This is a genomic window from Sinorhizobium mexicanum (assembly GCF_013488225.1).
Lineage (GTDB): Bacteria > Pseudomonadota > Alphaproteobacteria > Rhizobiales > Rhizobiaceae > Sinorhizobium > Sinorhizobium mexicanum.
In genome coordinates this window covers 464,157-489,811 of record NZ_CP041238.1, presented here as the reverse complement: position 1 = coordinate 489,811, position 25,655 = coordinate 464,157, and the positions used below count along the sequence as shown (strand labels likewise).

General features: G+C 62.7%; 29 protein-coding genes. 15 read left to right on the top strand and 14 right to left on the bottom strand.

Translation table 11 applies throughout. The features are described from left to right. Positions 1-149: 149 nt before the first annotated feature. Together hpf and ptsN are read left to right on the top strand one after the other, a co-directional pair. On the top strand, positions 150-722 hold the full coding sequence (gene hpf / locus FKV68_RS02305; RefSeq protein ID WP_180939939.1) for a ribosome hibernation-promoting factor, HPF/YfiA family: 573 nt from the start codon (positions 150-152) through the stop codon (positions 720-722). A gap of 174 nt (positions 723-896) precedes the next feature. Then, the gene (ptsN, locus tag FKV68_RS02300) at positions 897-1,361 is read left to right on the top strand and encodes a PTS IIA-like nitrogen regulatory protein PtsN (protein ID WP_180939938.1); all 465 of its coding nucleotides are present in this window, start codon (positions 897-899) and stop codon (positions 1,359-1,361) included. A 10-nt stretch (positions 1,362-1,371) separates the two neighbouring features. Here ptsN and FKV68_RS02295 read toward each other — a convergent pair whose 3' ends face one another. Next, on the bottom strand, positions 1,372-2,148 hold the full coding sequence (locus FKV68_RS02295; RefSeq protein WP_245181961.1) for a helix-turn-helix domain-containing protein: 777 nt from the start codon (positions 2,146-2,148) through the stop codon (positions 1,372-1,374). A 171-nt stretch (positions 2,149-2,319) separates the two neighbouring features. On the opposite strand from FKV68_RS02295, the gene FKV68_RS02290 reads away from it, so the two are divergent. Both FKV68_RS02290 and FKV68_RS02285 read left to right on the top strand, forming a co-directional pair. Next, complete coding sequence (locus FKV68_RS02290; protein WP_180939937.1) at positions 2,320-3,087, top strand: SDR family NAD(P)-dependent oxidoreductase; 768 nt, start codon at positions 2,320-2,322, stop codon at positions 3,085-3,087. A gap of 17 nt (positions 3,088-3,104) precedes the next feature. Next, on the top strand, positions 3,105-4,340 hold the full coding sequence (locus FKV68_RS02285; RefSeq protein ID WP_180939936.1) for a D-arabinono-1,4-lactone oxidase: 1,236 nt from the start codon (positions 3,105-3,107) through the stop codon (positions 4,338-4,340). Between the two features lie 153 nt (positions 4,341-4,493). On the opposite strand, the gene grpE is transcribed toward FKV68_RS02285, so the two are convergent. Then, the gene (grpE, locus tag FKV68_RS02280; RefSeq protein WP_180939935.1) at positions 4,494-5,114 is read right to left on the bottom strand and encodes a nucleotide exchange factor GrpE; all 621 of its coding nucleotides are present in this window, start codon (positions 5,112-5,114) and stop codon (positions 4,494-4,496) included. On the opposite strand from grpE, the gene FKV68_RS02275 reads away from it, so the two are divergent. Beyond that, a complete protein-coding gene (locus FKV68_RS02275; RefSeq protein WP_180939934.1) occupies positions 5,113-5,289 on the top strand; it encodes a hypothetical protein in 177 nt (58 codons plus the stop codon). The genes grpE and FKV68_RS02275 overlap by 2 nt on opposite strands. Here FKV68_RS02275 and hrcA read toward each other — a convergent pair. Beyond that, positions 5,267-6,346 (bottom strand): heat-inducible transcriptional repressor HrcA, encoded by a 1,080-nt coding sequence (hrcA, locus tag FKV68_RS02270; RefSeq protein WP_180939933.1) that lies wholly within the window; start codon positions 6,344-6,346, stop codon positions 5,267-5,269. The genes FKV68_RS02275 and hrcA overlap by 23 nt on opposite strands. A gap of 157 nt (positions 6,347-6,503) precedes the next feature. Between hrcA and rph the strand changes: the two genes are divergently transcribed. Genes rph through hemW form a run of 4 tightly spaced genes read left to right on the top strand, consistent with a single transcriptional unit; the run spans position 6,504 to position 9,528 of the window. Next, positions 6,504-7,223, top strand: coding sequence for a ribonuclease PH (rph, locus tag FKV68_RS02265; protein WP_180939932.1), 720 nt, complete (start codon positions 6,504-6,506; stop codon positions 7,221-7,223). A gap of 15 nt (positions 7,224-7,238) precedes the next feature. Further along, positions 7,239-7,655 (top strand): VOC family protein, encoded by a 417-nt coding sequence (locus FKV68_RS02260; RefSeq protein WP_180939931.1) that lies wholly within the window; start codon positions 7,239-7,241, stop codon positions 7,653-7,655. A 34-nt stretch (positions 7,656-7,689) separates the two neighbouring features. After that, positions 7,690-8,334, top strand: a complete 645-nt coding sequence (gene rdgB, locus FKV68_RS02255) for an RdgB/HAM1 family non-canonical purine NTP pyrophosphatase (RefSeq protein WP_180939930.1) — start codon at positions 7,690-7,692, stop codon at positions 8,332-8,334. A gap of 12 nt (positions 8,335-8,346) precedes the next feature. After that, positions 8,347-9,528, top strand: coding sequence for a radical SAM family heme chaperone HemW (hemW, locus tag FKV68_RS02250; protein ID WP_245181959.1), 1,182 nt, complete (start codon positions 8,347-8,349; stop codon positions 9,526-9,528). Between the two features lie 21 nt (positions 9,529-9,549). Here the strand turns inward: hemW and FKV68_RS02245 are convergent, their stop codons facing one another. The 9 genes from FKV68_RS02245 to mutM form a co-directional block, all read right to left on the bottom strand. Next, positions 9,550-10,164, bottom strand: coding sequence for a glutathione S-transferase (locus FKV68_RS02245; RefSeq protein WP_180939929.1), 615 nt, complete (start codon positions 10,162-10,164; stop codon positions 9,550-9,552). Between the two features lie 170 nt (positions 10,165-10,334). Next, positions 10,335-11,198, bottom strand: coding sequence for a nuclear transport factor 2 family protein (locus FKV68_RS02240; protein WP_180939928.1), 864 nt, complete (start codon positions 11,196-11,198; stop codon positions 10,335-10,337). A gap of 156 nt (positions 11,199-11,354) precedes the next feature. Continuing rightward, positions 11,355-11,837, bottom strand: a complete 483-nt coding sequence (locus tag FKV68_RS02235; protein ID WP_180939927.1) for an SRPBCC family protein — start codon at positions 11,835-11,837, stop codon at positions 11,355-11,357. A 75-nt stretch (positions 11,838-11,912) separates the two neighbouring features. Beyond that, positions 11,913-13,187: an RNA polymerase sigma factor gene (locus FKV68_RS02230; RefSeq protein ID WP_180939926.1), complete on the bottom strand. Its 1,275-nt coding sequence runs from the start codon at positions 13,185-13,187 to the stop codon at positions 11,913-11,915. Then, on the bottom strand, positions 13,184-13,558 hold the full coding sequence (locus FKV68_RS02225; RefSeq protein WP_180939925.1) for a YciI family protein: 375 nt from the start codon (positions 13,556-13,558) through the stop codon (positions 13,184-13,186). Before FKV68_RS02225 ends, FKV68_RS02230 begins: the two co-directional genes overlap by 4 nt. Positions 13,559-13,796: 238 nt before the next feature. Further along, positions 13,797-15,242 (bottom strand): chromosomal replication initiator protein DnaA, encoded by a 1,446-nt coding sequence (gene dnaA / locus FKV68_RS02220; protein WP_245181969.1) that lies wholly within the window; start codon positions 15,240-15,242, stop codon positions 13,797-13,799. Between the two features lie 1,021 nt (positions 15,243-16,263). Next, a complete protein-coding gene (rpsT, locus tag FKV68_RS02215; protein ID WP_180939924.1) occupies positions 16,264-16,530 on the bottom strand; it encodes a 30S ribosomal protein S20 in 267 nt (88 codons plus the stop codon). A 191-nt stretch (positions 16,531-16,721) separates the two neighbouring features. Then, complete coding sequence (locus FKV68_RS02210; protein ID WP_180939923.1) at positions 16,722-17,495, bottom strand: enoyl-CoA hydratase; 774 nt, start codon at positions 17,493-17,495, stop codon at positions 16,722-16,724. Positions 17,496-17,534: 39 nt separating this feature from the next. Further along, a complete protein-coding gene (mutM, locus tag FKV68_RS02205; RefSeq protein ID WP_180939922.1) occupies positions 17,535-18,422 on the bottom strand; it encodes a bifunctional DNA-formamidopyrimidine glycosylase/DNA-(apurinic or apyrimidinic site) lyase in 888 nt (295 codons plus the stop codon). Positions 18,423-18,646: 224 nt separating this feature from the next. On the opposite strand from mutM, the gene ubiE reads away from it, so the two are divergent. From ubiE to coaBC, 6 genes are all read left to right on the top strand, one after another. Then, positions 18,647-19,423, top strand: coding sequence for a bifunctional demethylmenaquinone methyltransferase/2-methoxy-6-polyprenyl-1,4-benzoquinol methylase UbiE (ubiE, locus tag FKV68_RS02200; protein WP_180939921.1), 777 nt, complete (start codon positions 18,647-18,649; stop codon positions 19,421-19,423). Between the two features lie 5 nt (positions 19,424-19,428). Continuing rightward, a complete protein-coding gene (gene ubiB, locus FKV68_RS02195; RefSeq protein ID WP_180939920.1) occupies positions 19,429-21,003 on the top strand; it encodes a 2-polyprenylphenol 6-hydroxylase in 1,575 nt (524 codons plus the stop codon). 244 nt (positions 21,004-21,247) lie between these two features. Continuing rightward, positions 21,248-21,751, top strand: coding sequence for a GNAT family N-acetyltransferase (locus FKV68_RS02190; RefSeq protein ID WP_180939919.1), 504 nt, complete (start codon positions 21,248-21,250; stop codon positions 21,749-21,751). Between the two features lie 140 nt (positions 21,752-21,891). After that, positions 21,892-22,671 carry an SDR family oxidoreductase gene (locus tag FKV68_RS02185; protein WP_180939918.1) on the top strand — a complete coding sequence of 260 codons (780 nt, stop codon included), beginning with the start codon at positions 21,892-21,894 and terminating at the stop codon, positions 22,669-22,671. A 45-nt stretch (positions 22,672-22,716) separates the two neighbouring features. Then, positions 22,717-23,241, top strand: coding sequence for a nucleoside deaminase (locus tag FKV68_RS02180; RefSeq protein ID WP_180939917.1), 525 nt, complete (start codon positions 22,717-22,719; stop codon positions 23,239-23,241). 87 nt (positions 23,242-23,328) lie between these two features. Next, the gene (gene coaBC, locus FKV68_RS02175; protein ID WP_180939916.1) at positions 23,329-24,537 is read left to right on the top strand and encodes a bifunctional phosphopantothenoylcysteine decarboxylase/phosphopantothenate--cysteine ligase CoaBC; all 1,209 of its coding nucleotides are present in this window, start codon (positions 23,329-23,331) and stop codon (positions 24,535-24,537) included. A gap of 12 nt (positions 24,538-24,549) precedes the next feature. On the opposite strand, the gene FKV68_RS32970 is transcribed toward coaBC, so the two are convergent. Together FKV68_RS32970 and FKV68_RS32965 are read right to left on the bottom strand one after the other, a co-directional pair. Continuing rightward, entirely contained in the window at positions 24,550-25,107 is a 558-nt protein-coding gene (locus FKV68_RS32970) for an IS630 family transposase (protein ID WP_245182071.1), read from the bottom strand. 1 nt (position 25,108) lies between these two features. Beyond that, complete coding sequence (locus tag FKV68_RS32965) at positions 25,109-25,501, bottom strand: helix-turn-helix domain-containing protein (RefSeq protein ID WP_246452504.1); 393 nt, start codon at positions 25,499-25,501, stop codon at positions 25,109-25,111. Positions 25,502-25,655: the final 154 nt, after the last annotated feature.

Below are 25,655 nucleotides of genomic sequence, written 5' to 3'. Positions count from 1 at the left end.
GCCGCAATTGCCGAGGACCTACTCCACTTCGGCGGTTCCCGAGCGGCCGAACCGCGGCGCGGATGCGTCGCTGTTGCGTGAAAAGCTTGGATGACGAAGGCGCTTGGAATAGACTGGACGCGCAAATCACGAACGAGAGAGGAAACTCCATGAGTGTGCGTGTATCCGGCAAACAGATGGAAATCGGCGATTCGTTCCGCGCCCGCATCGGGGAGCAGATCGACCAAGCGGTTACCAAATATTTCGATGGAGGATATTCAAGCCAGGTCACTGTGGAAAAGTCTGGATCGCGTTTCAGCGCCGACTGCAAACTTCATCTCGACACGGGCGTGGTCTTGCAGGCGAATGGCCAGGCGAATGAGCCGCAGGCGGCCTTTGATGCGGCCTCGGACCGGATCGAGAAGCGGCTCCGGCGCTACAAGCGTAAGCTCAAGGACCACCACAACGGCAACGGGACGAATGCCGCCGAAGTGGCCTACACGGTGATGGACTCGGTGCCCTACGAGGACGAAGAGGTCCCGGAGGATTATGCACCAACCATCGTTGCCGAAAGCACGAAACAGTTGAGGACAATGACTGTCGCGAGCGCCGTCATGGCACTCGACATGACGGACGAACCGGTGCTGATGTTCCGCAGCCCGGGCAAGGACGACCTCAACATCGTCTATCGGCGTAACGATGGAAACATTGGCTGGATTGACGCCGCCAATATCAAGGCATGAGTAGGACAGGGGAATGTCGGGGAAGCCGGCATTCCCCGCCGCTCAGATACGCGGACAGCCGGAAAAGCCCGACTTTTCTGTGCATGGTGACCGCCGATATAAAGATGGTTGGAGCCACCAAGACACATTTGTGATGATGTTGTCAGGCTCTAACCGGCGAACGAGGACAAAAGAATGGCATTGGCAGGTTTGCTGCATCAAAATGCAATTATCCCGGCCATGAGGGCCAACTCGAAAAAACAACTCCTACAGGAATTGGCGGCAAAAGCATCCAAACTTACCGGACTTCCGGAGCGTGACATCTTCGACGTCATTCTGCAGCGGGAACGGCTCGGTTCCACCGGCGTCGGCAACGGCATCGCCATTCCGCACGGAAAGCTCAACAACCTTCCCTCGATCGTCGGCATCTTCGCGCGGCTCGACGCGCCCGTCGACTTCGAGGCGCTGGACGACCAGCCGGTCGACCTCGTCTTTCTGCTGCTCGCGCCCGAGGGCGCCGGCGCCGACCACCTGAAGGCGTTGTCGCGCATTGCCCGCGTGCTTCGCGATCACGACATGGTCGCGAAGATCAGGGCGAGTGATTCCGCCAGCGCGATCTACACGCTGCTCAACGACGACACGACCTCGCACGCGGCATGAACGGCCGCCGTCAATACAGCTGACGGCGGTTCAAATGATCGATGAAAATCCGGAACAAAGCGCCTTGGCCGGAAATGCCGAGGCGGCGATAGATGTTCTTGCGGTGGATCCGCACCGTGCCTTCGGCGATGTTCATCGTCTTCCCGATCGAGACATTGCTGTGGCCACGCAGGATCAGCCGGACGATCGTACGCTGCTGCCTGGTGAGCCGGTCGGCGCAAAGACTCTCGAAGGCCCCCTCCATGGCGTCGGAGCCGGCTCCTGTCGCGCTTGCGATCGCCATGCCCCTTTGACGCCAGTTCGACCGGATCGCTTCTCGCACGATCGGCTCGTAGAGCCTCAGCCGCTCCAGTTCCTGATCACTGAATGGCGCTCCATCGCGGCAGCGCATCAGCGAATAGGTCGCCTGCATCCCGTCTTCGAGCGGGACGACGAAGCCCACCTCCTCGATCAATGATCCGGACTCCATGGACACGCAGGGATGCACCTCGCTCGACGACGAAAAGTTCGACCGGAAGAACCGGTCGGGCGCAAGCTCTCGCATCCGCCACAGACCTGCCGGCTGGCCGTTGTTGCAGGCGACGTAGAACGGATCGAGCAGATAGGCGCCGCCAAGATAGGCCTGTAACGCTTGCGGCGAGACCCCATGCGTGTAGCCGTCGTGCAGCAGGATTGGGCGCGCGTCGTAGGGAAAGGCGAAAACGACCGACAGGTCGAAAGCGGCGACCGCGCGCAGCATGGTGTCAAGCGCCACGCCGAAATCGGGCGTTCCGATAAACCTGATCATTGCGGAGATGTCAGCCGATTCCCTTGCCAGCATCGCTCTAAGCGTTCCCCCTCGCCCGTATCCCCCATGGGATATCGACAGCCCCCGCTTCGTCAACAATAATTCCCGAAACATGCGATGATGGGCCCGCCTGCAGCGCCGGGCTCGGGCGGGCGGAAAAGGGGAGGCGTGATGACAGGCAGGCTTTCTGGCAAGATTGCCCTTATCAGCGGTGGCGCCGGCGGATGCGGGCTGGCCGCGTCACAACTCTTTGCCCGCGAAGGCGCCAAGGTCGGCATCGTCGACCTGCCGAAGAGCAAGGGCCAAGAAGTGGCGGCAGCCATTCGTGCCGAGGGCGGCGAAGCCGTCTTCGCCGCCGCCGATGTATCCGTGTCCGCGGAGGTCACCGCCGCGGTCGATGCCGTCGAGAGCGCCTTTGGTCCGATCACCGTGCTCTTCAACCATGCCGGCATTCTTGCGGTCGGCCCGTTTCTCGAAACGGAAGAGGAGGAGTGGGACCGGTTGATGGCGGTGAACGTCAAGAGCATGTTCCTGATGACCAAGGCGGTTCTCCCCGGCATGCTCAAGGCGGGCGGCGGCAGCATCGTCTGCACCTCGTCGATCTCCGCCGTCGCGGCCACGCCGATGGAGGTGCTCTATGACACCACCAAGGGCGCGTGCCACATGTTCGCCCGTGCGATCGCCGTCGAATTCCGCGACCGGGGCATCCGCTGCAATGCCGTCTGCCCCGGCTTCATCGCGACCGACCACGGCAAGCGCGAGATTGCGGGCCTGAGCAAATACGGCGTCGACGTGTCCGAGGCGGCGATCGCCGCCCAACAGGGGCGGATGTGCGACCCGATGGAGGTTGCAAACGCCGCGCTGTTCCTCGCGAGCGACGAGGCGAGCTTCGTTAATGGTACGCATCTGTTCGTCGACAATTGCTTCACGGCAGTCTGAAAGAGGGAGAGACGGGAATGCTGCAGGCGGGCGGCCACTGGCGCAACTGGGTCGGAAACCAATCATGCATCGTGCGCCACAAGGGCGCGCCGGAGAGCGAAGCAGCGCTCGCTGAAATGGTCCGGGAGGCAACCGCCCAGGGGCTCAATGTGCGCTGCGCCGGTTCCGGCCACTCGTTCACCCCTGTGGTCGCAACGAGCGGGCTCCTGCTCACCCTTTCCGGCATGCAAGGCGTGGTCAACATCGACCAGGCAGGCAAGCGGGTCTCCGTCAGGGCGGGGACGACGATCAACCAGCTTGGCAAAGTGTTGAAATCGAGCGGGCTTTCACTCATCAACCAGGGCGACATCGACAGCCAGGCCCTTGCCGGCGCGCTGACGACAGGCACGCACGGCACCGGCGCCAAACTCGGCAACATGGCATCGCAGATCGTCGGCATGCGGCTCGTCCAGCCCGACGGCAGCGTTCTCGTCGTCGACGAGACGACGCCCGACCTGCTGGAAGCCGCGCGTGTCTCCGTCGGCATGCTCGGGGTGATCTCCGAAATCACCCTCCAGACGATGGACGCCTACAACCTGCATGAAAAACTCTGGCGCTGCGACTTCGACGAGTGCATGGAGCAGCACGACGAGCTTGCCGCCAAGCACCGCCATTTCGGCTTCTTCTGGTGCCCGGTGCCCGAAAGCCGGCATTGCTATTGCCTGCCGGACACGTCATCGGTCTCGACCACCAGCAAGACTTCCGATGTCTGCGAGATGAAGGTGATCGACATCACCGACCGGCCGCCAATGGAGCAGACGTTCGAAAAAATCGCCTATTCCTCCGAAATCTACCCGATCGAATACATACCCAACTTCCACGAACTCGAATACGCGGTCCCGGTCGCCCACGGCAAGGATGCCGTCCGGGCGGTGCGAAAGCTAATGCTCGAAAAGCATCCGACCTGCATCTATCCGATCGAATATCGCTTCACGGCAGGCGATTCCGGCTGGATCAGCCCGTTCTATCAGCAGGATTCGATCACGCTGTCGGTCTCGGGCGAGCCCGGCACCGACTACTGGGAGTACCTGAAGGACGTCGACACGAACCTGCGCCAGTACGGCTCCCGACCGCATTGGGGCAAAATGCACTTCCTTGGTGCCGAGGACGTAACGGCGCTCTATCCGCGCGCCGGCGATTTTCGCGCGCTGCGCGCCCGGGTCGATCCCGAAGGCCGCTTCCTCAACGATCATCTCCGGCAGCTCTTTGCCTAGAGCTTGTCGATTCTGATAAGGTCGAGCGGGATGCGGGCGGAAAACCGCCCACACTTTACCTCATCCCGCTCTGGCGGGTCGGCCAAATGAGGAAACGCCACGCCTCCGAAGAGAGGCGTGGCGTTTCAATTTCCCTTTGCCGTGTTGGCAGCGTCAGGCCGACGGCGTCCCGTTTTCAGTCGCGGCAGCCTTCGGGCCACCCTTGGAAACGCCGACCATGGCCGGGCGCAGCACGCGCTCGCCGATGACGTAGCCCGCCTGGATGACCTGGACGACCGTGTTGTTCGGAACCTCAGCGTTCGGAACTTCAAACATTGCCTGATGGAAATTCGGGTCGAATTTCTGACCGACCGGCTCGAGCTTCTTCACACCATGACGCTCCAGTGCCGCGAGCATCGAGCGCTCGGTCATTTCCACGCCTTCGATCAGGGCATTGAGACCCGCTTCACCGGCTTCCTTCGCTTCGGCCGGGATGGCATCGAGGGCGCGGCGCAGGTTGTCGGACACGGCCAGCATGTCGCGCGCGAAACCGGCGACGGAATAGGCCTTGGCATCCTTGACGTCACGCTCGGTGCGACGGCGCAGATTGTCCATCTCGGCGGCCAGGCGCAGGTACTTGTCGCGCAGGTCCGCATTCTCCGCCTTGGCGAGCTCCAGCGGATCCGGTGCGTGCGCGGGAGTCTCAACCGCTTCCCCAGCCTCCGGCGCAGCGGTGTTTGTAGGTTCTTCTGCCGCAGTCGCCTCAGGTCCGTGTTTGTTCGTGTCGTCGGTCATGACGTTCTCCGCAATATCTCACTTTGTCTTCGACATCGCCAAGCAAGCGCAAGTCGCGTTGCTCGATCTGGTGGTGTCTGGATTTGAAGCCGATATCGAGGTTTGGGGGCGAAAAATCAAGGGCGGAATGCCGCTACTCGGTAATTGCCGCTTCAGCGTGACAGGCGCGACATGAGCTGCGCGGTGTAATCGACCATGGGGACGATGCGCGAATAGTTGAGCCGGGTCGGGCCGATGACGCCGACGGCACCGACGATGCGGTCATCGCTGTCGCGATAAGGCGCGACGATCAACGACGAGCCGGAGAGCGAAAAGAGCTTGTTTTCCGATCCGATGAAGATGCGCACCCCTGGGCCGCTCTCGGCGAGGTCGAGCAGTTCGATCAGGCTGTCCTTCTTTTCGAGGTCGTCGAAAAGCATCCGAACGCGGTCGATATCCTCGGCCCCTTCCAGCCCCTCGAGCAGGTTGGCACGGCCGCGAACGATAAGGCGCGTCGGCTTTTCGTCGCCCTCGCTGCCGGACCAGATCGCAAGCCCTCGCTCGACGAGGTCCTGCGACAGGAGATCGAGTTCGCCGCGTACGGTCGCCTTGACCTTTTGCAGTTGCGCGCGCACCTCGGCGATGGTTTGCCCGCCAAGATGGGCATTCAAGAAATTGGCGGCCTCGGTCAGTTGCGCGCTTGTGACGCCCGCCGGCAGCTCGATGATGCGGTTTTCGACCTGGTCATGTTCGCCGACGAGAACGGCCAACGCCTTGGTCGGCGCCAGCCGGATGAATTCGACGTGCTTCAGCACCGGATCGCTCTTGGTGGTGATGACGAGGCCAGCGCCGCGCGACATGCCCGAAAGCATCTGGCTCGCCTCCGTGAGCAGACTCTCGACCGGCTGGTCCCGGTCGCCCCGGCGGACCTGGCGTTCGATCGAGGCGCGCTCCTCCGCGGAAAGATTGCCGACCTGCATGAAAGCGTCGACGAAGAAACGCAGACCCGTTTGAGTCGGAAGGCGGCCGGCGCTGACATGGGGCGAATAGATGAGACCGAGATGCTCGAGGTCGCTCATCACGTTGCGCACGGAAGCCGGCGAAAGCGACATCGGCAGCAGCCTCGAAAGGTTGCGAGACCCGAGCGGCTCGCCGCTCTCCAGGTAGGTCTCCACAATGCGGCGAAAGATTTCACCGGAACGCTCATCCAGCGCCGCCGCGATCTCCTTCGCTTCAGAATTGCGCAGTACCATGTCACTCCGTGCAGCAGTCTTTCCTATCCAGCGGAAATATAGTGGCCCGCGCAGGCAATGGCAAAAGGGAAAAATCGATCCCCCCAGCCGATATCTGCCGGTTCCCTTTGCGTTCGCCATGCTCTAGAAGGCTCAGCAGAGAAAATAGGAGTTGACGATGCGGCCATCCGGCAGAAAAACCGACCAAATGCGCAAGGTTTCCTTCGAGCGCAATTTTTCCAAGCATGCGGAAGGTTCCTGCCTCGTGCGCTTCGGCGACACGCATGTGCTGTGCACCGCGAGCCTCGAGGAGAAGGTCCCCGCATGGCTGCGCAACGGCGGCAAGGGATGGGTCACGGCCGAATACGGCATGCTGCCGCGTGCGACCGGCGAGCGGATGAAACGCGAGGCGGCAAGCGGAAAGCAGAGCGGCCGCACGCAGGAGATCCAGCGGCTGATCGGACGGTCGCTGAGAGCCGTCGTCGATCTGCCGGCGCTCGGCGAACGCCAGATTTCGGTCGATTGCGATGTCATCCAGGCGGATGGCGGCACGCGCACGGCCTCGATTACCGGGGCCTGGATCGCGCTCCACGACTGTCTGAAGTGGATGGAGGCGCGCAACATGGTCAAGGTCGAGCGGGTGCTCAAGGACCACGTCGCTGCCATTTCCTGCGGCATCTTCGCCAACCAGGCGGTGATCGACCTCGACTATCTCGAAGACTCCGCCGCCGAGACGGATGCCAATTTCGTCATGACCGGCAGCGGTGGCCTCGTCGAGATCCAGGGAACGGCCGAGGGCAAGCCTTTCAGCGAAGAGGAATTCGCAAGCCTGATGTCACTCGCCAAGAACGGCATCGCCGAGCTCATTGCGCTGCAGAAGCAGGCAATCGCTGGCTGATCGAAAGGACGAGATTTGACCCCGGCGCTGGAAGGTATTCTCGAAACTGCGCTCTACGCGGAGGATCTCGACCGCGCCGAGGCCTTCTATGGCACCGTGCTCGGCTTGCAGCGGGTCACCCGCGCCGGCAATCGGCACGTGTTCTTCCGCTGCGGCGCAGGCATACTCCTGATCTTCAATCCCGCCGAGACGGTCAAGCCGCCTGCGGCGGGAGGGCTCCCGGTGCCGCCGCACGGGACGACGGGCAAGGGACACATGTGCTTCCGGGTCGCAGCACAGGCGCTCGACGCGTGGAAGGAGAAGCTCGAAGCCGCCGGGGTTGCGATCGAAGCGGATATCCGCTGGCCCAACGGTGCCCGCTCCTTCTACTTCCGCGATCCGGCCGGCAACAGCCTGGAATGCGCGGAGCCGGGCCTTTGGGCGATTGATTGAATGCGGCTGCAGCCGCCGGAATGGAACAGAAAGAATGCGCAAACTGGATGACAAGGCGCTCGTCGTCGCGAGCCACAATGCCGGCAAGATCCGCGAAATCCGCGACCTGATCGGTCCGCTCGGCTTCGAGGCGAAATCGGCCGCCGATCTCAATTTCGTCGAGCCGGAGGAAACCGGCACGACGTTCGAGGCAAACGCGACAATCAAGGCGCTCGCCTCCGCAAGGGCCTCCGGTCTGCCGGCGCTTTCGGACGATTCCGGTCTCGCGATCGATGCCCTCGATGGCGCGCCGGGCGTCTACACGGCCAACTGGGCCGAGCGCGAAGACGGTAGCCGCGACTTTGCCATGGCGATGGAAAAGGTGGAAAGGGCGCTCAACGAGAAGGGCGCGATGACGCCCGAGAGCCGAACCGCACGCTTCGTCTCCGTGCTCTGCCTCGCGTGGCCGGATGGCCATGTCGAGCTCTTCCGCGGCGAGGTCGAAGGCCAGGTCGTCTGGCCGCCGCGCGGAACGAGCGGTTTCGGCTATGACCCCGTCTTTCAACCGAAAGGCTACGACACCACCTTTGGCGAGATGACCGCGGAAGAGAAGCACGGCTGGAAGCCGGGCGACAGCCAAGCCCTTTCGCACCGCGCCCGCGCCTTCAAGCTGTTCGCCGAAACCTGCCTCGGCGCCTGAAAGATAAAGACGATGCATGTGACCGCGTTCTCGGTGATCGGTGACGGCATGGACCCCGGCTTCGGGGTCTATGTGCACTGGCCGTTTTGCGCGGCGAAGTGCCCCTATTGCGATTTCAACAGCCATGTCCGCCATCAGCCTGTCGACCAGCCGCGCTTCGTCACGGCCTTCCTGCGGGAAATGGCGGAAGCCCGCGAACTCTCCGGTCCGCGGACGGTCACCAGCATTTTCATGGGCGGCGGCACGCCTTCGCTGATGGATCCGGCGACCGTCGATGCGATCCTTAACGGCATCGCCGCTCACTGGCACGTGCCTGACGGCATCGAGATCACCATGGAGGCCAACCCGTCGAGCGTCGAGGCGACGCGCTTCCGCGGTTACCGCGCCGCCGGCGTCAACCGCGTCTCGCTCGGCGTCCAGGCGCTGAACGATCGCGACCTGAAATTCCTGGGGCGTCTGCACAATGTCGAGGACGCGCTGAAGGCCGTCCGGCTGGCGCGGGAAATTTTTCCGCGCATGTCGTTCGACCTGATCTATGCCCGCCCGAACCAGACCGTCGAGGACTGGGAGCGAGAACTGAAGGAGGCGGTCTCCTATGCGGTCGACCATCTCTCGCTCTATCAACTGACGATCGAGGAAGGCACGCCCTTCTACGGGCTGCACAAGGCCGGCAAGCTCGTCGTCCCGGATGGCGAACAGTCGGCGACGCTCTATGAGGCGACGCAGGAGATCACCGCGGCGATCGGCATGCCGGCCTATGAAGTGTCCAATCATGCGCGGCCGGGTGCGGAAAGCCGGCACAATCTCACCTATTGGCGCTATGGCGACTATGCAGGCATCGGCCCCGGCGCCCATGGGCGGCTGACGATCGGCGGCGCCAAAGTGGCGACAGCGACGGAACGCAAGCCCGAAGAATGGTTGCGCCTCGTCGAAGAACATGGCCATGGCATGATCGAGCGCGAACTGCTGGACGCTGAAGCCCAGGCCGACGAACTCCTGCTGATGGGTCTTCGGCTCAAGGAAGGTGTCGATCTGGCCCGCTGGCAAAGCCTTTCCGGCCGCGACCCCGATCCGGACCGCGAACAGTTCCTGATCGATCACGGCTTCATCGAGCGGCTCGGCAATTCACGGCTGCGCTGCACGCCGGCCGGCATGCTGATCCTGGATGCGGTCGTGGCAGACCTCGCCTGCTGACACGAGACGGGATGCAACAGGTCAATCATGTGTCTCGCCGAAGAGCGGCGTCGCCAGCATCGAAGGCCTTTGGTCGAATTCATTGAACCATCGCGTTAGCGTCGGTCGAGCGCGAAACGACGGCAAGTCGCGGAACTCTATCCAGGAGAGGGTCGTCGCGAGAGCGATATGGCCAACATGAAGCGGCGCCGTCAGGTCCAGCGTGACCTCCAGCCAGTCATAGGTGGCTTCGATTTTTTCGATGAAACCGTCGCGAAGTGGAGCGTAGCGCAGCCGTTCCGGCCGTCGCGCGGTCTCCCAACGGAGATTGATGCCCGTTTGCGCCAGCCCTTGCGCGACGGATTGCAGAACCAAGGCGTGCCAGCGCGCGTCGCCGCTTTCAGGAATGAGTTTCCTGCCGTCGTGAAGCGTGTCGAGGTAGGCGCATATCACATCGGAATCGAAGATTGCCGGCCCGTCCGCGCGAAGCAAAACAGGAACCTTCCCAAGTGGGTTTTCGGCATAGACCCGCTCGTTACGTTGTGTCGGGCTCGTTTCGTGATGAACGACCTCAAGGCAGCTCGCAAGCCCGGCTTCGTGGGCGAAAACGAGTGCCTTGCGGGCAAAGGGCGAATGGGTTTGGTAATAAAGGATCATATTGCCTCGCACGGCAGGGATCGTAAAGTTGCCCGCGAGAGTAGTGTATAAGTGGCGAAAATTGCGCTCTCTTGCGGCGCTCGCTTTGCAAGTTTGTTTCGTGCGGGACAAGGTGATCCCTGTCTCGCACGTTGCCTACTGGTCGGCCGGAATCATCAAGCCCGGTAAGTTCAATCCTTTTTCACCGGCGCGACGATGGCCCAACTGATGCCGAAGGGATCGCGAAGCTGCCCGTAATAATCGCCCCAGAAGGCGACTTCCAACGGCATCGTCACCTCCGCACCCGCGGCGACGGCGCGCTTCCACCAGAGATCCGCGTCATCGACGACGAGATGCAGAACGACGCCCTCCTGCGGCTTCCAAGCGTAACCAAATTCCGGGAACGGATCGTTCAACATCAGCGCACCGCCATTGATCGTCAGGTGACAGTGGATGAGGCGTTTGCCGTCCTCGGCATATCTGCGCTCCACTTCCTTGGCGCCGAAGGCAAGGCTGTAGAATTCCGCCGTGGCATTCGCATCCCGGACGTTGAGATAAGCGATGACGCCGGCCATCGGCGGGCGCGAGGCCGCCTGCCAATCGATCTCTGACCTTGGATCGAGATCGATCGCCGCCTTGAAGCTGCCGTCCATGTAGAAGGGCACGGATTCGTGCTGATGGGCGATCTTCCACCCCTCCTCCGTGTGCCTCAAACCCAGCGTCTGGCGGAACCAGAGCGCCGGCTTTTCGCCGTCGAGCTTTTCGCCGGAGAGATGGGTGAGCGCCGTCGCGAAGGCGACGTCGCCGTCTGCGGCGATTTCCAGCTCCTGAAGCCTATAGCCCAGCGAGCCCTTCCAGGTCGAGAACCACTGCTCGAGGCCCTCAGCACCCGCCGCTGTCTCCTTGAGAGGCGGCGCCAGTGAATAGACGAGACAATTTTCCGTGCCGTGGGCAAGCACGCGAGGGGCATCCTTCTCGCGCATCGCCCCAACCCAATCGTCGATCACTGCGCGTATCTGCGCGATGGAGTCGGTTCTCTTCTCGATGTCGGACATGGTTCACCTCCTTGATCAATGTCGGGGCGGAAGGCGGCGGCATGTTTCCTTGAATCGGAGCCGATTCAAGGACAAAACATGCAGTAAATTCAAAGTTCTACAGCGACCTTTATGCGTCTGAAAGACGCACGGCGCTGTAGGCCACCGCCGCTTGTGTCAGAGCTTTGCGACAAGCGCGGCGAGTTGGTCGGCGCATTGGCCCCAGCCCTCATGAAAGCCCATCTTTTCGTGGGCCTCCCGGTCCGCCGTGCTCCAGTGGCGGGCGCGGGCCGTGTAGCGGGTCTTGCCGCCCTCGTCCTCGAAAGTCAGGATCGCGGTCATGAAGGGTTTCTCCGAAGGCTTCCAGGCTTCGGTATATGCATCGGTCAGAACCAGCTTCTCGTTCGGAACAACCTCCAGATAGACGCCCTGGTTGGGATAGAGCTCGCCCTCCGGGGAGCGCATGACGAAGCGGTTGGTACCGCCTGACCTCACATCGAGCTCCGCTTCCGTGATCGTCCACGGCAAGGGCGCAAACCATTGCTTCAGGAGTTCCGCCTCCGTGAAGGCGCGGTAAACCTTTGCGCGTGGCGCATCGATGAGACGGGTGAGTACCAGTTCGCGCTCGTCGGCGGGCTTGATGTCGGTCGCTGCAGTCATTTGCTATTCCTCCGTGGTGGTGTCAGTCCAAGGACGAACGGGAAAATCGCATTCCTACAGCGACAGCCGATAATTTTATTGTTTTTCGGCGACGAGGTCGGGGCGACCGGGTTCTGCCGCAAGATGATCGAGCTGCATGCGGATATAGGCGGCCTCCGCCGCGTTGGTCGCAAGTGCAATGGCGCGGTCGAACGCGATGCGCGCCTCGCCGACGCGTCCCGTCTGCTTGAGCAGGGCCCCGCGCAGGCCGTGATAGTAGAAATAGCCCGAGAGCCTTTCGCCAAGCGGCTCGACCAATGCCAAGGCCGCTTCCGGTCCCTCGCGCTTCGACACTGCGACGGCGCGATTGAGAGTGACGACGGGCGACGGTTGCAGGCGTTCGAGCGCCTGATAGAGCAGGTCGATTTCCTCCCAGTCCGTCAACTCGGGACGCTCGGCGCGGGCATGAAGCGCCGCAATGGCCGCCTGGACCTGATAGGGGCCGGGGCGGCGGTGGCGCATGGCCTTGTCGATCATCGCGAGCGCCTCGGTGATCATTCCCTTGTTCCATAGCCGCCGGTCCTGATCTTCGAGCAGAACGATGGCGCCGTGAGCATCGAAGCGCGCCCTGGCACGCGAATGCTGAAGCAACAGCAGCGCGGCCAGTCCCATGATTTCGGGTTCGGCCGGAAACAACCTGAGAAGCAGCCGGGAGAGCCGGATCGCTTCGTCGCAGAGATCTGCCGATACGCCCTCGGGGCCATTCATCGCCGAATAGCCTTCGTTGAAGACGAGGTAGATCATCGTCGCGACGGCCGCGAGCCGTTCGGCGCGATCGGCGGCATCGGGCGTTTCGAAGGGAATGCCCGCCGCCGCGACGCGCGCCTTGGCCCGGGTAATGCGCTGCTCCATCGCCGCTTCGCTGACAAGAAAGGCGCGCGCGATCTGCCTGACGGAGAGGCCGGAGACGATCCGGAGCGCCAATGCGATCTGCTGCGTCGCCGGCAGGGTCGGATTGCTGCAGACGAACAGCAGCCGCAGAATGTCGTCGCGGTAATGCGAGCCGTCGAGGCGGTCGGCGAGCTCGCTCTCCCGGTCTTCGAGGTCGGAAAGTATTTCCTCGGGCGGTAGCGCCGTCTCGCGCGCTTGGCGCCGCACCTTGTCGATGCCGCTGTTGCGGCCGACGAATATCAGCCAGGCCGCGGGATCCCGCGGCGGGCCGCTCTTCGGCCAGGTTTTCAGTGCCCGGAGGCAGGCCTCCTGGAAGGCTTCCTCGGCCAGGTCGAGATTGCGAAAATAGCGCAGAAGCGCGCCCATCGCCTGTGGCCGGGCGGAAACGAGAGCGAGGTCGATCCAGGCAGTGTCTGTCATGAGGGAAGCTCACCGGGCTTAAAGAGAGCGAGGGGGCGGATCTCGTAGGAGCCCGAGCTCGGATTGGCGGAACTCAGCTCGCGAGCGAAGTCGAGGACCTCGTCGAGCGATCCGCAATCGATCAGGTAGAAACCGAGCAGCTGCTCCTTGGTTTCGGCGAAGGGGCCGTCAATGACGATTGTCTCGCCCGTGGCGTGGCGCAGCGTGGTCGCCGCCGTCGTCGGCAAGAGGCGCGCGACCGGCCCGAGCTTGCCGGCTTCGACATACTTGCGCTGGACGGCGGTAAGATCGCGCATGACCTTGTCGTCCTCCTCCTTGCTCCAGGCACTCGTGACACTTTCATCATTGTAGCAAAGCACCGCATAAAGCATTGAAAACTCCTCGGCTGATCTGAAGACGGATGGAGTAAGTGATAGCCGACAAGCGAGGCGGAAAAAAAGTCCCGTCGTTTGCGAAATAGGCCCGCCGGCGAATGAGGAAATGCGCGTGGCCTTGCGCCCGCATCCGGCTTCAGCGCGACAAGAAAGCCTACGCTCCGCATGCGCGCAACAAAAAGGCCCGGCGAAACCGGGCCAATTCGTAAGCTACAGCCTATCCATCCATGGATGGCTATTCGTTGATCAGCCGCTTCAAGAGTTCGATCTCATGGCTGAGCTTCGTATCCGCCGCGATCATCTCCTCGATCTTGCGCACCGCGTGCAGGACAGTCGTGTGATCGCGACCGCCGAAGCGTCGGCCGATCTCCGGGAAGGAGCGCGGCGTCAGGGTCTTCGACAGATACATGGCGATCTGGCGCGGCTTGACGATGACGCGCGTGCGGCGGTTCGAAACCAGTTCCTGGCGCGAGACGTTGTAGTGCTTGGCGACGACGCGCTGGATGTCTTCGATGCGCACGCGCCGCGGTTCACCGGCGTTGACCAGGTGACCGAGCAGTTCGTCGACGCGCTCGATCGAGAGCTGAGGCTCGAAGGAGCGGCGGAAGAGCAGCTGGTTGAAGGCGCCCTCCAGTTCGCGGCCGCTGGCCGTGACGTTACGCGCGACATGACACAGGATATCGGTCGGAATATCGAGCGATGCGTCATCCTGGCGCGCGGCTTCGAGCCGCCGCTTCAGCATTTCCAGACGCATCTCGTAGTCCGGACCTTCCATCTCGATCGCGACGCCGCCCTGCAGCCGCGAGCGAACGCGGCTGTCGAGGGACTCCAGCTCCCACGGTGCGCGGTCAGCAGCGACGACGACTTGCTTGGCCGAGTCGAGCAGCATGTTCAGTAGATGGCAGAACTCGTGCTGGATCGACTTGCCCTGCAGGAACTGCATGTCATCGATCACCAGAAGGTCGATGTTGCGCAGCGATTCCTTGAGAGACAGGGCATCATTGTCGCGGATCGCTGTCGCGAAGCGCCACATGAAGTATTCGGCCGTCAGGTAGACGACGCGTGGCGCCCGCGCGCTCTGGAGCGCTGCAATCGCGATCGCCTGCAGGAGATGCGTCTTGCCGAGCCCGACGCTCGAATGGATGAAGAGCGGATTGAAACGCACCGCGCCGGCACCGGCCTCGGCGATCGTGCGGGCGGCGGCGAGCGCCACCCGGTTCGACGAACCTTCGACAAAACTGTCGAAGTTGTAGCGCTGGTCAAGCGGCGAACCGAAAAGCGGTGCCTGGGCCGGCTTCTGGACCGCTGCCACCGCCGACGCGGCGACCGAGGCAATCGGCTGGGCCGCGGCCGGACGGCGCGCCGGGGCCGCCGGAGCCGTTTCTGCCGCCACCGGCATCGCTTCTTCGTGGGCAACCGGTCGTGCACCGCGCGTCGCGGTGCGGACGAGGATTTCCACCTTCAGGATTTCGCCGTCTTCCTGCTGGAACAGGCTGGTGATGAGATCGAGATACCGGTTGTTGATCCAGGACTTCAGAAACGTCGTGGGCACCGAAAGACGTACAACGCTCTTGGAAATCGAATGGAGCTTGAGACGTCCAAACCAGCTTGCGAAGACATCCGGACCGACTTGAGCTTTCAAACGCGCACTTACCCGCTCAAAAAGTGCGTCATGCCGCATGTCCTGTTTTTCCCCCGCCGCCTGAGACTGATTGCTTCCGGCCTGACGCGCGTCAGGTGCCGTCGCCAAATTCATCTGCATGTTGCCGCCTTCCAAATTCATGCTCCGATGCCGTCATTGCTGCCGGCGTCATCTCTTATGCCCGTCTGCCACGGCCGCCTTCAAAGCCATGCCGCGTCCGACGGACGCTCCTGTCGCACCGAAACCGGGCTCCTCATATCCCGTTCCCGGTGCGCGCTGCGCTCATCCGCTCGCTTTCGCGAGCGAATGTCCCCTCGCGCCTCGCCTTTACCGACTCCACCCGGCTGCTTTCAAGCCACGTGAGGTCAAATTTCTCACCGGCTGCGCCGCACCCTCGTACGAAGCGGACAGCCGCCTTCCTCCTTCTTTCCCGGAGCGCCTCCCGGCGTCCTCCCATTGCCCAGCCACCCACTCACCCCGCGCAACCACAAGACGAAAGATCCTCGTTCCGGAACGAAGCTTCGGTCCGGTTTCTCTATCGCGACTTGTTTGATTGAACGACGTGGAATGACCCCGCCACAGGGAACAGAAAGCCCGAAGCCACTTCAGCGAAATGGCCCTGTTCTTCCCTTTACAGATATGATCCGTGTCCCCTGTGCGAGGCATTTAGGCAGGATCGTTCTGCAAGATCAATCGCGAATTTTACCGACCGTTAAACGCCGCCGGTTGACTCTCTCGGCGCCTTTTGCTTGCCGCATTCTGAGTCCATCAAGAATCGCTTTTGAATCAAGGGTTTTGATTTCCTGGCGCTTGCTTAGCTGGCGAAAAAGAAAAAAAATAAAAATTCGCTTGACTCGCTTCGGACCCCGCTCGTCCCCGACGCTCGATGACACTCGCGCAAAGACCTCGCGTAACCCGTTGAAATTACTTAGAAAAAATTGTCATCGCAGTGACACACGTCGAAGCCGGCTATTTGTCCGCCGCCATGACAGAAGTATGAATCCGAAAAGCCCGGCGCAAGGGCCGGGCCTTTCATCAACAAATTTTTTACTTAGCCGGATTAGGCCGAAAGGCCCTTCACGCGCTGTGCAAGGCGGGAAACCTTGCGCGATGCCGTATTGGCATGCAGCACGCCCTTGGTGGCGGCGCGCATCAGTTCCGGCTGCGCTGCCTTGAGGGCCGCGGCGGCGACTGCCTGATCGCCGGAAGCGATGGCTTCTTCGACCTTACGGATGAAGTTGCGGACGCGCGAACGACGGGCCTTGTTCACTGCGGTGCGGCGTGCGATCTTGCGGGTCGCCTTTTTCGCCGAAGTTGTATTGGCCATGGATGCCTCTCTTCGAAAACTGACATGAACTCCGCCTTCGCCGTGCCGGGTCACTGCGACCTGTCATCAAAGCAATTCGGGAGCATTATCGGAAAGCCTCAGAAAGCGGCGTTCCAAACTGAGGGCGGCGTATAGCTGGAAACCGCCCTCTCGTCAACGCGCAAATTTGAGAAAACTGCGCGCTTTGCGCGTCACTTATGCCTGAATTCAGCTTTGCGCTTTCCGACGAAGGCGGCCATCCCCTCCTTCTGATCCTCGGTCGCAAAGAGCGACTGGAAAAGCCGCCGCTCGAAGCGCAAACCTTCGGCCAGGGTAACCTCCAGCGAGCGGTTGACCGCCTCCTTGGCCATCATCACCGCCGGCAGCGAGAAGGAGGCGATCTTTTCGGCGGCAGCGAGCGCCTCGTCCATCAGCTTTTCAGGTGCCACCACACGCGAAACGAGTCCCGACCGCTCGGCTTCCGCCGCATCCATCATCCGGCCGGTCAGCACCAGATCCATGGCCTTCGCCTTGCCGACGGCGCGGGTGAGGCGCTGCGATCCGCCCATGCCCGGAATGACGCCGAGGGTAATCTCCGGCTGGCCGAACTTCGCCGTCTCCGACGCAATGATGATGTCGCACATCATCGCGAGCTCGCAGCCGCCGCCGAGCGCAAAGCCGGAAACGGCGGCAATCACCGGCTTGCGGGCGCCGGCCACCCGCTCCCAGCCGCCGAGAAAATCGCCAAGATAGGAATCGACAAAATCGAGCGCCTGCATCTCCTTGATGTCGGCGCCGGCCGCGAACGCGCGCTCCGAACCGGTCAGCACGATCGCGCCGATCTCCTTGTCGGCGTCGTATGCCTTAAACGCTGCATCGAGCTCCCGCATCACGGTCGAATTCAGCGCGTTCAGCGCCTGGGGGCGATTGAGCGTGATCAGGCCCACGCGTCCACGTGTCTCGACCAGCAACGTCTCGTAACTCATTCTTGATCTCCTCCATTCGGATGCGCCCGATCGAGCGCGCTATTTCTGGCAGCGCGGGCAGTAGAAGGTCGAACGCCCGGCATGAACGATGCGGGCGACGGTACCGCCGCAGCCCGGCTTGCGGCAAGCCTCGCCTTCACGATCGTAGACCGAGAAGGAATGCTGGAAGTAGCCGAGCGAGCCGTCCGCCTGGATGTAGTCCTTCAAGGACGACCCGCCGGCGGCGATCGCGTCCGCGATCACCGCGCGGATCGCATCCGTCAACGTCACCAGGCCTTGTTTCGCGTGCCCGCGCTTGTCCACCAGCGAGCCGGCCGGACGGGAGGGCGACAGGTCCGACCGCCACAGCGCTTCGCAAACGTAGATATTACCAAGGCCGGCAACGATCTTCTGATCCAGAAGCGCCGCCTTGAGCGGCTGCGCCTTGCCGGCAAAGCGCCGAGCAAGATAGGCGGCATCGAGCGCGTTGCCCGTCGGCTCCTGGCCCAGGTCGCGGAAGAACATGTGATCGCCGATCGCGTCGCGCCGGGCGAGATCCATGAAGCCGAAGCGGCGCGGGTCGTTGTAGATCACGCGCGCGGGTCCGGCCTGGCCGTTGAGGTGAAAGATCACGTGATCGTGCTTCTCGTCCTTGCCTCGCGGATGATGGAACTTGCCCGGTGCGGCGGGATCGCCAGCCTCGATCCGGAAAGAACCGGACATGCCGAGATGGGCGATGATCACATCGCCGCCTTCGAGATCGATCATCAGATATTTGGCACGGCGCGACAGGGAAACGATGCGACGCCCGGAGACGGACGCAGAAAAATTGTCGGGGAAGGGAAAACGCAGGTCCGGTCTGCGCAACTCGGCCCGCACGAGAAGCGCCCCCTCCATGGTCGGCGCCAGTCCCCGCCTCACCGTCTCGACCTCGGGCAATTCCGGCATTGTTCGTTTTCCTTCTTGCGCTCGCGCAGCGGTCGTGCGCGGCATTCCCTTCACGGCGTTGATGTCCTATAGGGATGCGGCGATTCCAAGGTGTTACAGCGACCCTCATGCGTCCGACAGACGCACGGCGCTGTAGGCCGCAACCCATCCTCACCGCTGAGATAGCGCGGACGGGGCGATTTCGCTATGGTGCCGGCAAAATTGGTTGAAGTGGAGTTTTCGTAATGACGGATGAGCGCGTATCGGCCAATGGCGGCATGGAGACCTCCTTCGGTTTCCGCGAGGTCGGCGCGGCCGAAAAGCAACCGCTCGTCAACGATGTCTTCCACAAGGTCGCCAAGCGCTACGACATCATGAACGACGTGATGTCGGCCGGGCTTCACCGTGTCTGGAAGGATGCGATGATCGCCGCGCTCAATCCGCCGCGGCGGGAGGATTATCGGGTGCTCGATGTGGCCGGAGGTACCGGCGACATCGCGTTTCGCATCGTCGAGGCCTCCGATCGCAAGGCACATGCGACGGTGCTCGATATCAACGGCTCGATGCTCGCCGTCGGAGCCGAACGGGCAAGCAAGAGGAAGCTTTCGGCCAATCTCGACTTCGTCGAGGCCAATGCCGAGGACCTGCCTTTCGCTCCGAATTCCTTCGATGCCTATACGATTGCCTTCGGCATCCGCAACGTGCCGCGCATCGACGTGGCACTCAAGGAAGCCTATCGCGTGTTGAAGCGCGGCGGACGGCTGCTGGTGCTCGAGTTTTCCGAGGTGGAGATGCCGCTGCTCGATCGTTTCTACGATGCCTGGTCGTTCAATGCGATTCCGAAGTTCGGCAAACTGATCACGGGTGACGATGCGCCCTACCAGTATCTGGTCGAATCGATCCGGAAGTTCCCGAACCAGCGGGATTTCGCCGCGATGATCAAGGATGCCGGCTTTTCACGCGTAAGCTTCACCAATTACACCGGCGGTATCGCGGCACTTCATTCCGGCTGGAAAATCTGACCACAATGAGCACGCCTGGAGCATACTTCCGCCTCGTGCGGATCGGCTGGGTCCTCGCGCGCGAGGACGCCTTTTCTGCCGTCCCGTCGGAGCACCTTCCTCCGCTTGCGCGTTTCGTGCAGAGGCTCGCCGGCTTGCTCGCCCGCCGCCGGGCCCGACTTGAAGCGCGCAGCGGCCGGCTTGCCCGCGCCGTCGAACGGCTTGGTCCCTCCTATGTCAAGATCGGCCAATTTCTGGCAACGCGCCCGGATGTCGTGGGAGCCGAACTCGCTGCCGATCTGTCGCTCTTGCAGGACCGGATGGCGACGTTCCCGGAAAGCGACGCCAGGGCCGCGATCGAAGGCTCGCTCGGACGGCCGGTCGACGCGCTTTTTGCCGAATTTTCCGAGCCGATGGCGGCCGCCTCGATCGCCCAGGTCCACCCCGCCATCGTCCTGCGCGACGGCAAGCGCGAAAGGGTGGCCGTCAAGGTCATCCGCCCGGGCGTGCGCCAGCGCTTTGCCGCCGACATCGAAGCCATGTACCTGGTTTCGCGCATGCAGGAGCGGTTTCTACCCTATACGCGGCGGTTGAGGCCGGTCGAGGTGACAAAGACGCTGGAGCAGACGACCAAGGTCGAAATGGACCTGAGGCTCGAAGCGGCAGCGCTTTCCGAACTCGGCGAGAACACCAAGGAAGATTCCGGTTTCCGCGTGCCCAAGGTCGACTGGGAGCGCACCGGCCGTGACGTCGTCACCATGGAATGGATCGACGGCGTGAAGATGTCGGACATCGAAGGACTGAAGCGGGCCGGCCACGATCTCAACCGGCTCGCAGAAACGCTGATCCAGTCCTTCCTGCGCCATACGCTGCGTGACGGTTTCTTCCACGCCGACATGCACCAGGGCAATCTGTTCGTCGATGACGCCGGCCACATCGTCGCCGTCGACATGGGCATCGTCGGGCGGCTCGGCAAGAAGGAACGCCGCTTCCTCGCCGAGATCCTTTTCGGCTTCATCACCCGCGACTACCAGCGCGTGGCGGACGTCCATTTCGAGGCTGGCTACGTGCCCTCGCATCACGATGCCGCGAGCTTTGCCCAGGCGATCCGGGCGATCGGCGAGCCGATCCATGGTCAGCCGGCCGAGACCATCTCGATGGCAAAACTGCTGACACTCTTGTTCGAGGTCACCGAGCTTTTCGACATGCAGACGCGGCCGGAACTCGTCATGCTGCAGAAGACCATGGTCGTCGTCGAAGGCGTTGCCCGTACTCTCAACCCGCGTTTCAACATGTGGAAAGCCTCGGAGCCGGTCGTCGGCAAGTGGATCCGCGACAATCTCGGACCGAAACGCATTGTCGCCGATCTGCGCGACGGCCTGCATGCAGCGCTGAGGGTTGCCGAGGCGGTCCCGGAGATCGCGGCCCGAACCGAGCGCTTCTCGGCGGAAATCATGGCGATGAGCGAAAACGGTCTGCGCTTCGATCCGGAGACGGCGCAGGCGATCGGAAAGGCCGAGGCGCGCCACACGCGCTCAGGCCGCGTTGCGCTTTGGATCATCGCCGCGACGCTCGTCTACATCGCCTGGCAGCTTAGCTGAGTGGCAGCCTGCGAGGCGGATGAGGGGCTACTATGACCTCCGCCAAAAGCCTCTTCCGATTCTGCGCATCCTGGAATAGCATCCGCGCATGGACAGCCGTTTTACGCTCGTGATGGTGATGACCACGCAGACCTCAGGGTGTGCGGGGGACCCGTTGCGCTAAGCGGACCGTCTTCCAGCAAACCCTGCCGAGGCGAGCAGGGTTCGGCTCTGTTTCCTCGGTTCCCCAACGAGAGAGGAAACGATGACCGCCGCTTCACCCGAACTCCAAATCCGCGCCGCGTCCGCCACCGACTGGGAGGCGCTCGCCGCCCTTAGAGACTTGCCCGGCGTTCGCGCCGGCACCTTGCGGCTGCCATTCGCACCGCCGGAACAGACGCGGAAGTGGCTCGAAAGCATCACCGAAACCGACATGGTCATCGTCGCCGAACTCGAAGGGCTGATCGTCGGGCTGGCCGGACTGCATCGTCACAAGGGTCGGCGGCAGCATGCGGCGGATCTCGGCATGAGCGTGCATGACGATTACCGGCGGCGCGGCATCGGCAGGGCGCTGCTGAACGCGCTGATCGATGCCGCCGACCGCTGGCTCGGCATCTCCCGAGTCGAACTGACAGTCTTCACCGACAACGAAGCGGCAATCGGTCTCTACCGCCAGGCCGGGTTCGTCACCGAAGGCGTGCTGAAGTCCTACGCGCTACGGGACGGCGCGCTTGCCGATGTGCTGGCCATGGCGCGCCTTCGCGCGTAGCGGCTGCGGTGGATGCGCCTGGGCTCTTGTTCTCGATTTAATGGTGGAAATGCCCGCCAAGCCGACGCAACATTCGCCCTATTGACCACATCGCTCAGGCGCGCTCCAACAGCACGAGCAATGGATAAGAGGACTGGATCATGGATCTCGGAATCGAAGGAAAACGGGCGCTCGTACTCGGCGGGAGCAAGGGACTTGGGCGCGGTATCGCGGAAGCGCTTGCCGCCGAAGGTGTTGCGGTTGCGCTGACCGGCCGGAACGCGCAGGCAGCCGGCAAGATCGCCGCCGAGATCGGTCCCGCCGCTATGGGACTTTCGCTCGACCTTGCGAAACCCGAAACGATCGACGCTTTTCTGGATCGACTGACCGCCGAATTCGGCTTGGTCGATATTCTGGTGCTGAATGGCGGCGGACCGCCGCCGACGCGTGCGGCCGACATCGATCCCGAGTTCTGGCGGACACAGTTCGAGGCGATGGTGCTGGCAGGCATGCGCATCACCCATCGCCTGCTGCCGGCCATGCGCGAGCGTCGCTTCGGCCGCATCATCGCGGTTGCCTCGACCAGCATCCGCGAGCCGATACCGGGCCTCAGCGCCTCCAACGCCTTGCGCAGCGCGCTTGCCGGCTGGATGAAGACGCTCGCGGGCGAGGTCGCGCCTGACGGCGTCACGGTCAACATGCTGCTGCCGGGGCGGCTGGCGACCGATCGCACGCTTTCCTTCGACCGCATGGATGCGGAAAGCGAAGGCGTCAGCATCGAAACCGTCGCGGCACGCAGCCAGTCCGAAATTCCGATCGGCCGCTACGGCACGCCCGCGGAATTCGGCGCGGCAGCCGCTTTCCTTGCGAGCCGCCAGGCGGCCTATGTCACGGGTATCGCGCTGCCGGTGGACGGCGGTCTCAGCCGGTCGATGCTGTGAGCGCTCTCGCGGCCGCGCAGTGAGCACTGTGGTAGGAGCAGCAATATGGATGAGGAACAACGCTTTCTGTGCGAGGCCGTGTCGCTCGCGCGCGGCAATATGGAAAACGGCGGTCGCCCCTTCGGCGCCGTCGTGGTCAAGGATGGCGTGGTGGTCGCGACTGGCGTCAACGAGATGGCCCGGACGGGGGATCCGACCTCGCATGCCGAACTCAACGCGCTGCGTGACGCGGCCAAGACTCTTCGGTCGCTGCGGCTCGAGGGCTGCGCCGTCTACGCCAGCGGTCAGCCATGCCCGATGTGCCTTGCCGCGATGCGCATGGCCGGCATCAACGAGATCGCCTATGCACATTCAAATGCGCAAGCGGAGCCTTACGGACTTTCGAGGTCGGCGATCTACGCGGAACTGGCCAAGCCGATCACGGAACAGGCCATGCGGTTTCGCCATGTGCCGCTACTGCACGATTCCTACAGCGACCTTGGCGCGTCCGATAGGACGCGCGGCGCTGTGGATGCGCAAGAGGAGGCGCCGCTTTACGCCGCGTGGGAGAAGCTGCAAAGGACAAGTTAGCCGCTGCACCGGCTCCAATTGCGTGCGGCAGGCCCGTCGGGTAGGGTCCCCGTCAAAGAACCAGGAGCGGCCAAGAGCCGAAGCGGAATGACACTCTCCGGCAAGCGCATACTTCTCATCATTTCGGGCGGAATCGCCGCCTACAAGAGCCTCGACCTCATTCGCCGCCTGCGCGAGCGCGGCGCCGAAGTCCGGCCGGTGATGACGGCGGCTGCGCAGGAATTCGTAACGCCGCTTGCCGTCGGCGCCCTTTCCGCCTCCCATGTCTTCACCGACCTTTTCTCGCGCGAGGACGAGCAGGATGTCGGCCATATCCGGCTGGCGCGCGAATGCGATCTCGTCGTCGTGGCGCCGGCAACCGCCGACCTGATGGCCAAGATGGCGAACGGCCATGCCAGCGACCTCGCCTCGACCATCCTGCTTGCGACCGACCGGCCCGTGTTGCTCGCTCCGGCGATGAACCCGAAAATGTGGGCGCATCCGTCGACACGCCGAAACCGCAAAACGCTAACCGGCGACGGCGTTCGTTTCGTCGGGCCGACCGCGGGCGAAATGGCCGAAAGCGGTGAAGCCGGCGAAGGCAGGATGGCCGAGCCGCTCGAGATCGTCGCCGCCGTCGAGGAACTCTTGAATGGTGGACAGAAACCCTTGGCGGGGCGAAAGGCGATCGTCACCTCGGGACCGACGCACGAGCCGATCGACCCGGTGCGCTATATCGCCAATCGTTCCTCCGGCAAGCAGGGCCACGCGATCGCCGCGGCGCTCGCGAAACTTGGCGCGAAGGTCACGCTTGTTTCCGGTCCGGTGACGATTCCCGATCCCGCGGGCGTTCGCATCGTCCATGTCGAGCGCGCCGAGGAAATGCGCGATGCGGTGCTTGCGGCGCTTCCGGCGGACGTGGCCGTCATGGTGGCCGCGGTCGCGGACTGGCGCGTCGCCTCCGCTGCCGGCAGCAAGATCAAGAAGAAACCGGGGGAGGCCCCTCCTCCGCTCCAGCTTGCGGAAAACCCCGATATTCTGAAGACGATCGGCCACCACCCCTCGCGGCCAAAGCTGGTGATCGGCTTTGCCGCCGAGACGGAAAACGTCGCCGAAAACGGCCGCGCCAAGCTGGAACGAAAAGGCGCCGATTACATTCTCGCGAACGACGTCTCGCCCGCGACCGGTATCATGGGCGGCGATCGCAACCGGGTGAAGCTGATCGGCCGCAACGGCGTCGAAGACTGGCCGGACATGGACAAGGAAGACGTGGCGGCAAAACTCGCCGCGCGCATTGCCGACGCACTTTCCCACTAAAGCGTATCGCGTTTAATCGGCCTCATATCCGGCAGCCTTGAAGTAGTTGCGGCATTCTGTGACGGAGAAGAGGTTGCAGATGTCGCCGAGCGCCTGTGCGATGGCGTCAAAGCTGCGGGCGGCGCGTTTTCGCAAGAGTGTCTTGAGTTTGGAGAAGGCCATCTCGATCGGGTTGAGATCGGGCGAATAGGGCGGCAGGAACAACAGCCAAGCGCCGCGCGCTTTGACCAGGTCCTCGGCCCGTTCGCTCCTATGGAAGCCGACATTGTCGAGAATGACGACGTCACCCGGTGACAGGGTCGGGGCGAGTTGCGTTTCGACCCAGGTGTCGAAGATGCGCCGGTTCATCGGCGCATTGACGATCCAGGGCGCAACCATTCCATGCGAGCGCAGGCCGGCGATGAAGGTCTGTGTTTTCCACGAACCGAATGGCGCGTGACTGCGGTAGCGCCGCCCTCTCGGTGACCATCCTGAGCGCTTGGTCAGCTTTGTGTTGGTCGATGTTTCATCGATAAAAATCAGCCGCGCCAGTGCCTTGTTGAAGAAACGCCGGCGCCGCCTGATCCACAACTCACGGGCTCGCGCGATCTCCGGGCGTCGATGCTCGCTTGCCCGCAGGCTTTTTTTTGTGGCTCAGCCCGAGCCGATGGAGAAAACGGCCGACATTGGAGCGGTGCACGAGGACGCCGCGGCCAGCCAGTTCCACGCACAGCTCGTCCAGCGTCAACTCGCCATTCTCCGCCAGGCGCTCGCGCATCCATGCATCATGGGCATTCAACTTGCCGCCACCCAGATGACCTTGCCGCCGGGGCGCAAGCGATCCGGTCGCGCGTTTCAGGATCATCAGATTGTTCACAAAACGCGGCGACACGCGGAAGTGCCGAGCCGCCTCTCGATGGCTATGGCCTTCCTCGACAAACGCAACAACACGCACACGCAACGCGATCGGATGTGATTTGCCCACGGCGCTCCTCCCTCTGTCAATCAAAGGGAATCACATCTCCACTGATTTGAGAATCCTGAATCTCAAAAGCCGCGACACGCTTTAGAACATTTCAGTGTTTCATTGAAACACTGAAATGTTCTAACTCTTTGAAACTACGCAATTCCGGACGGAA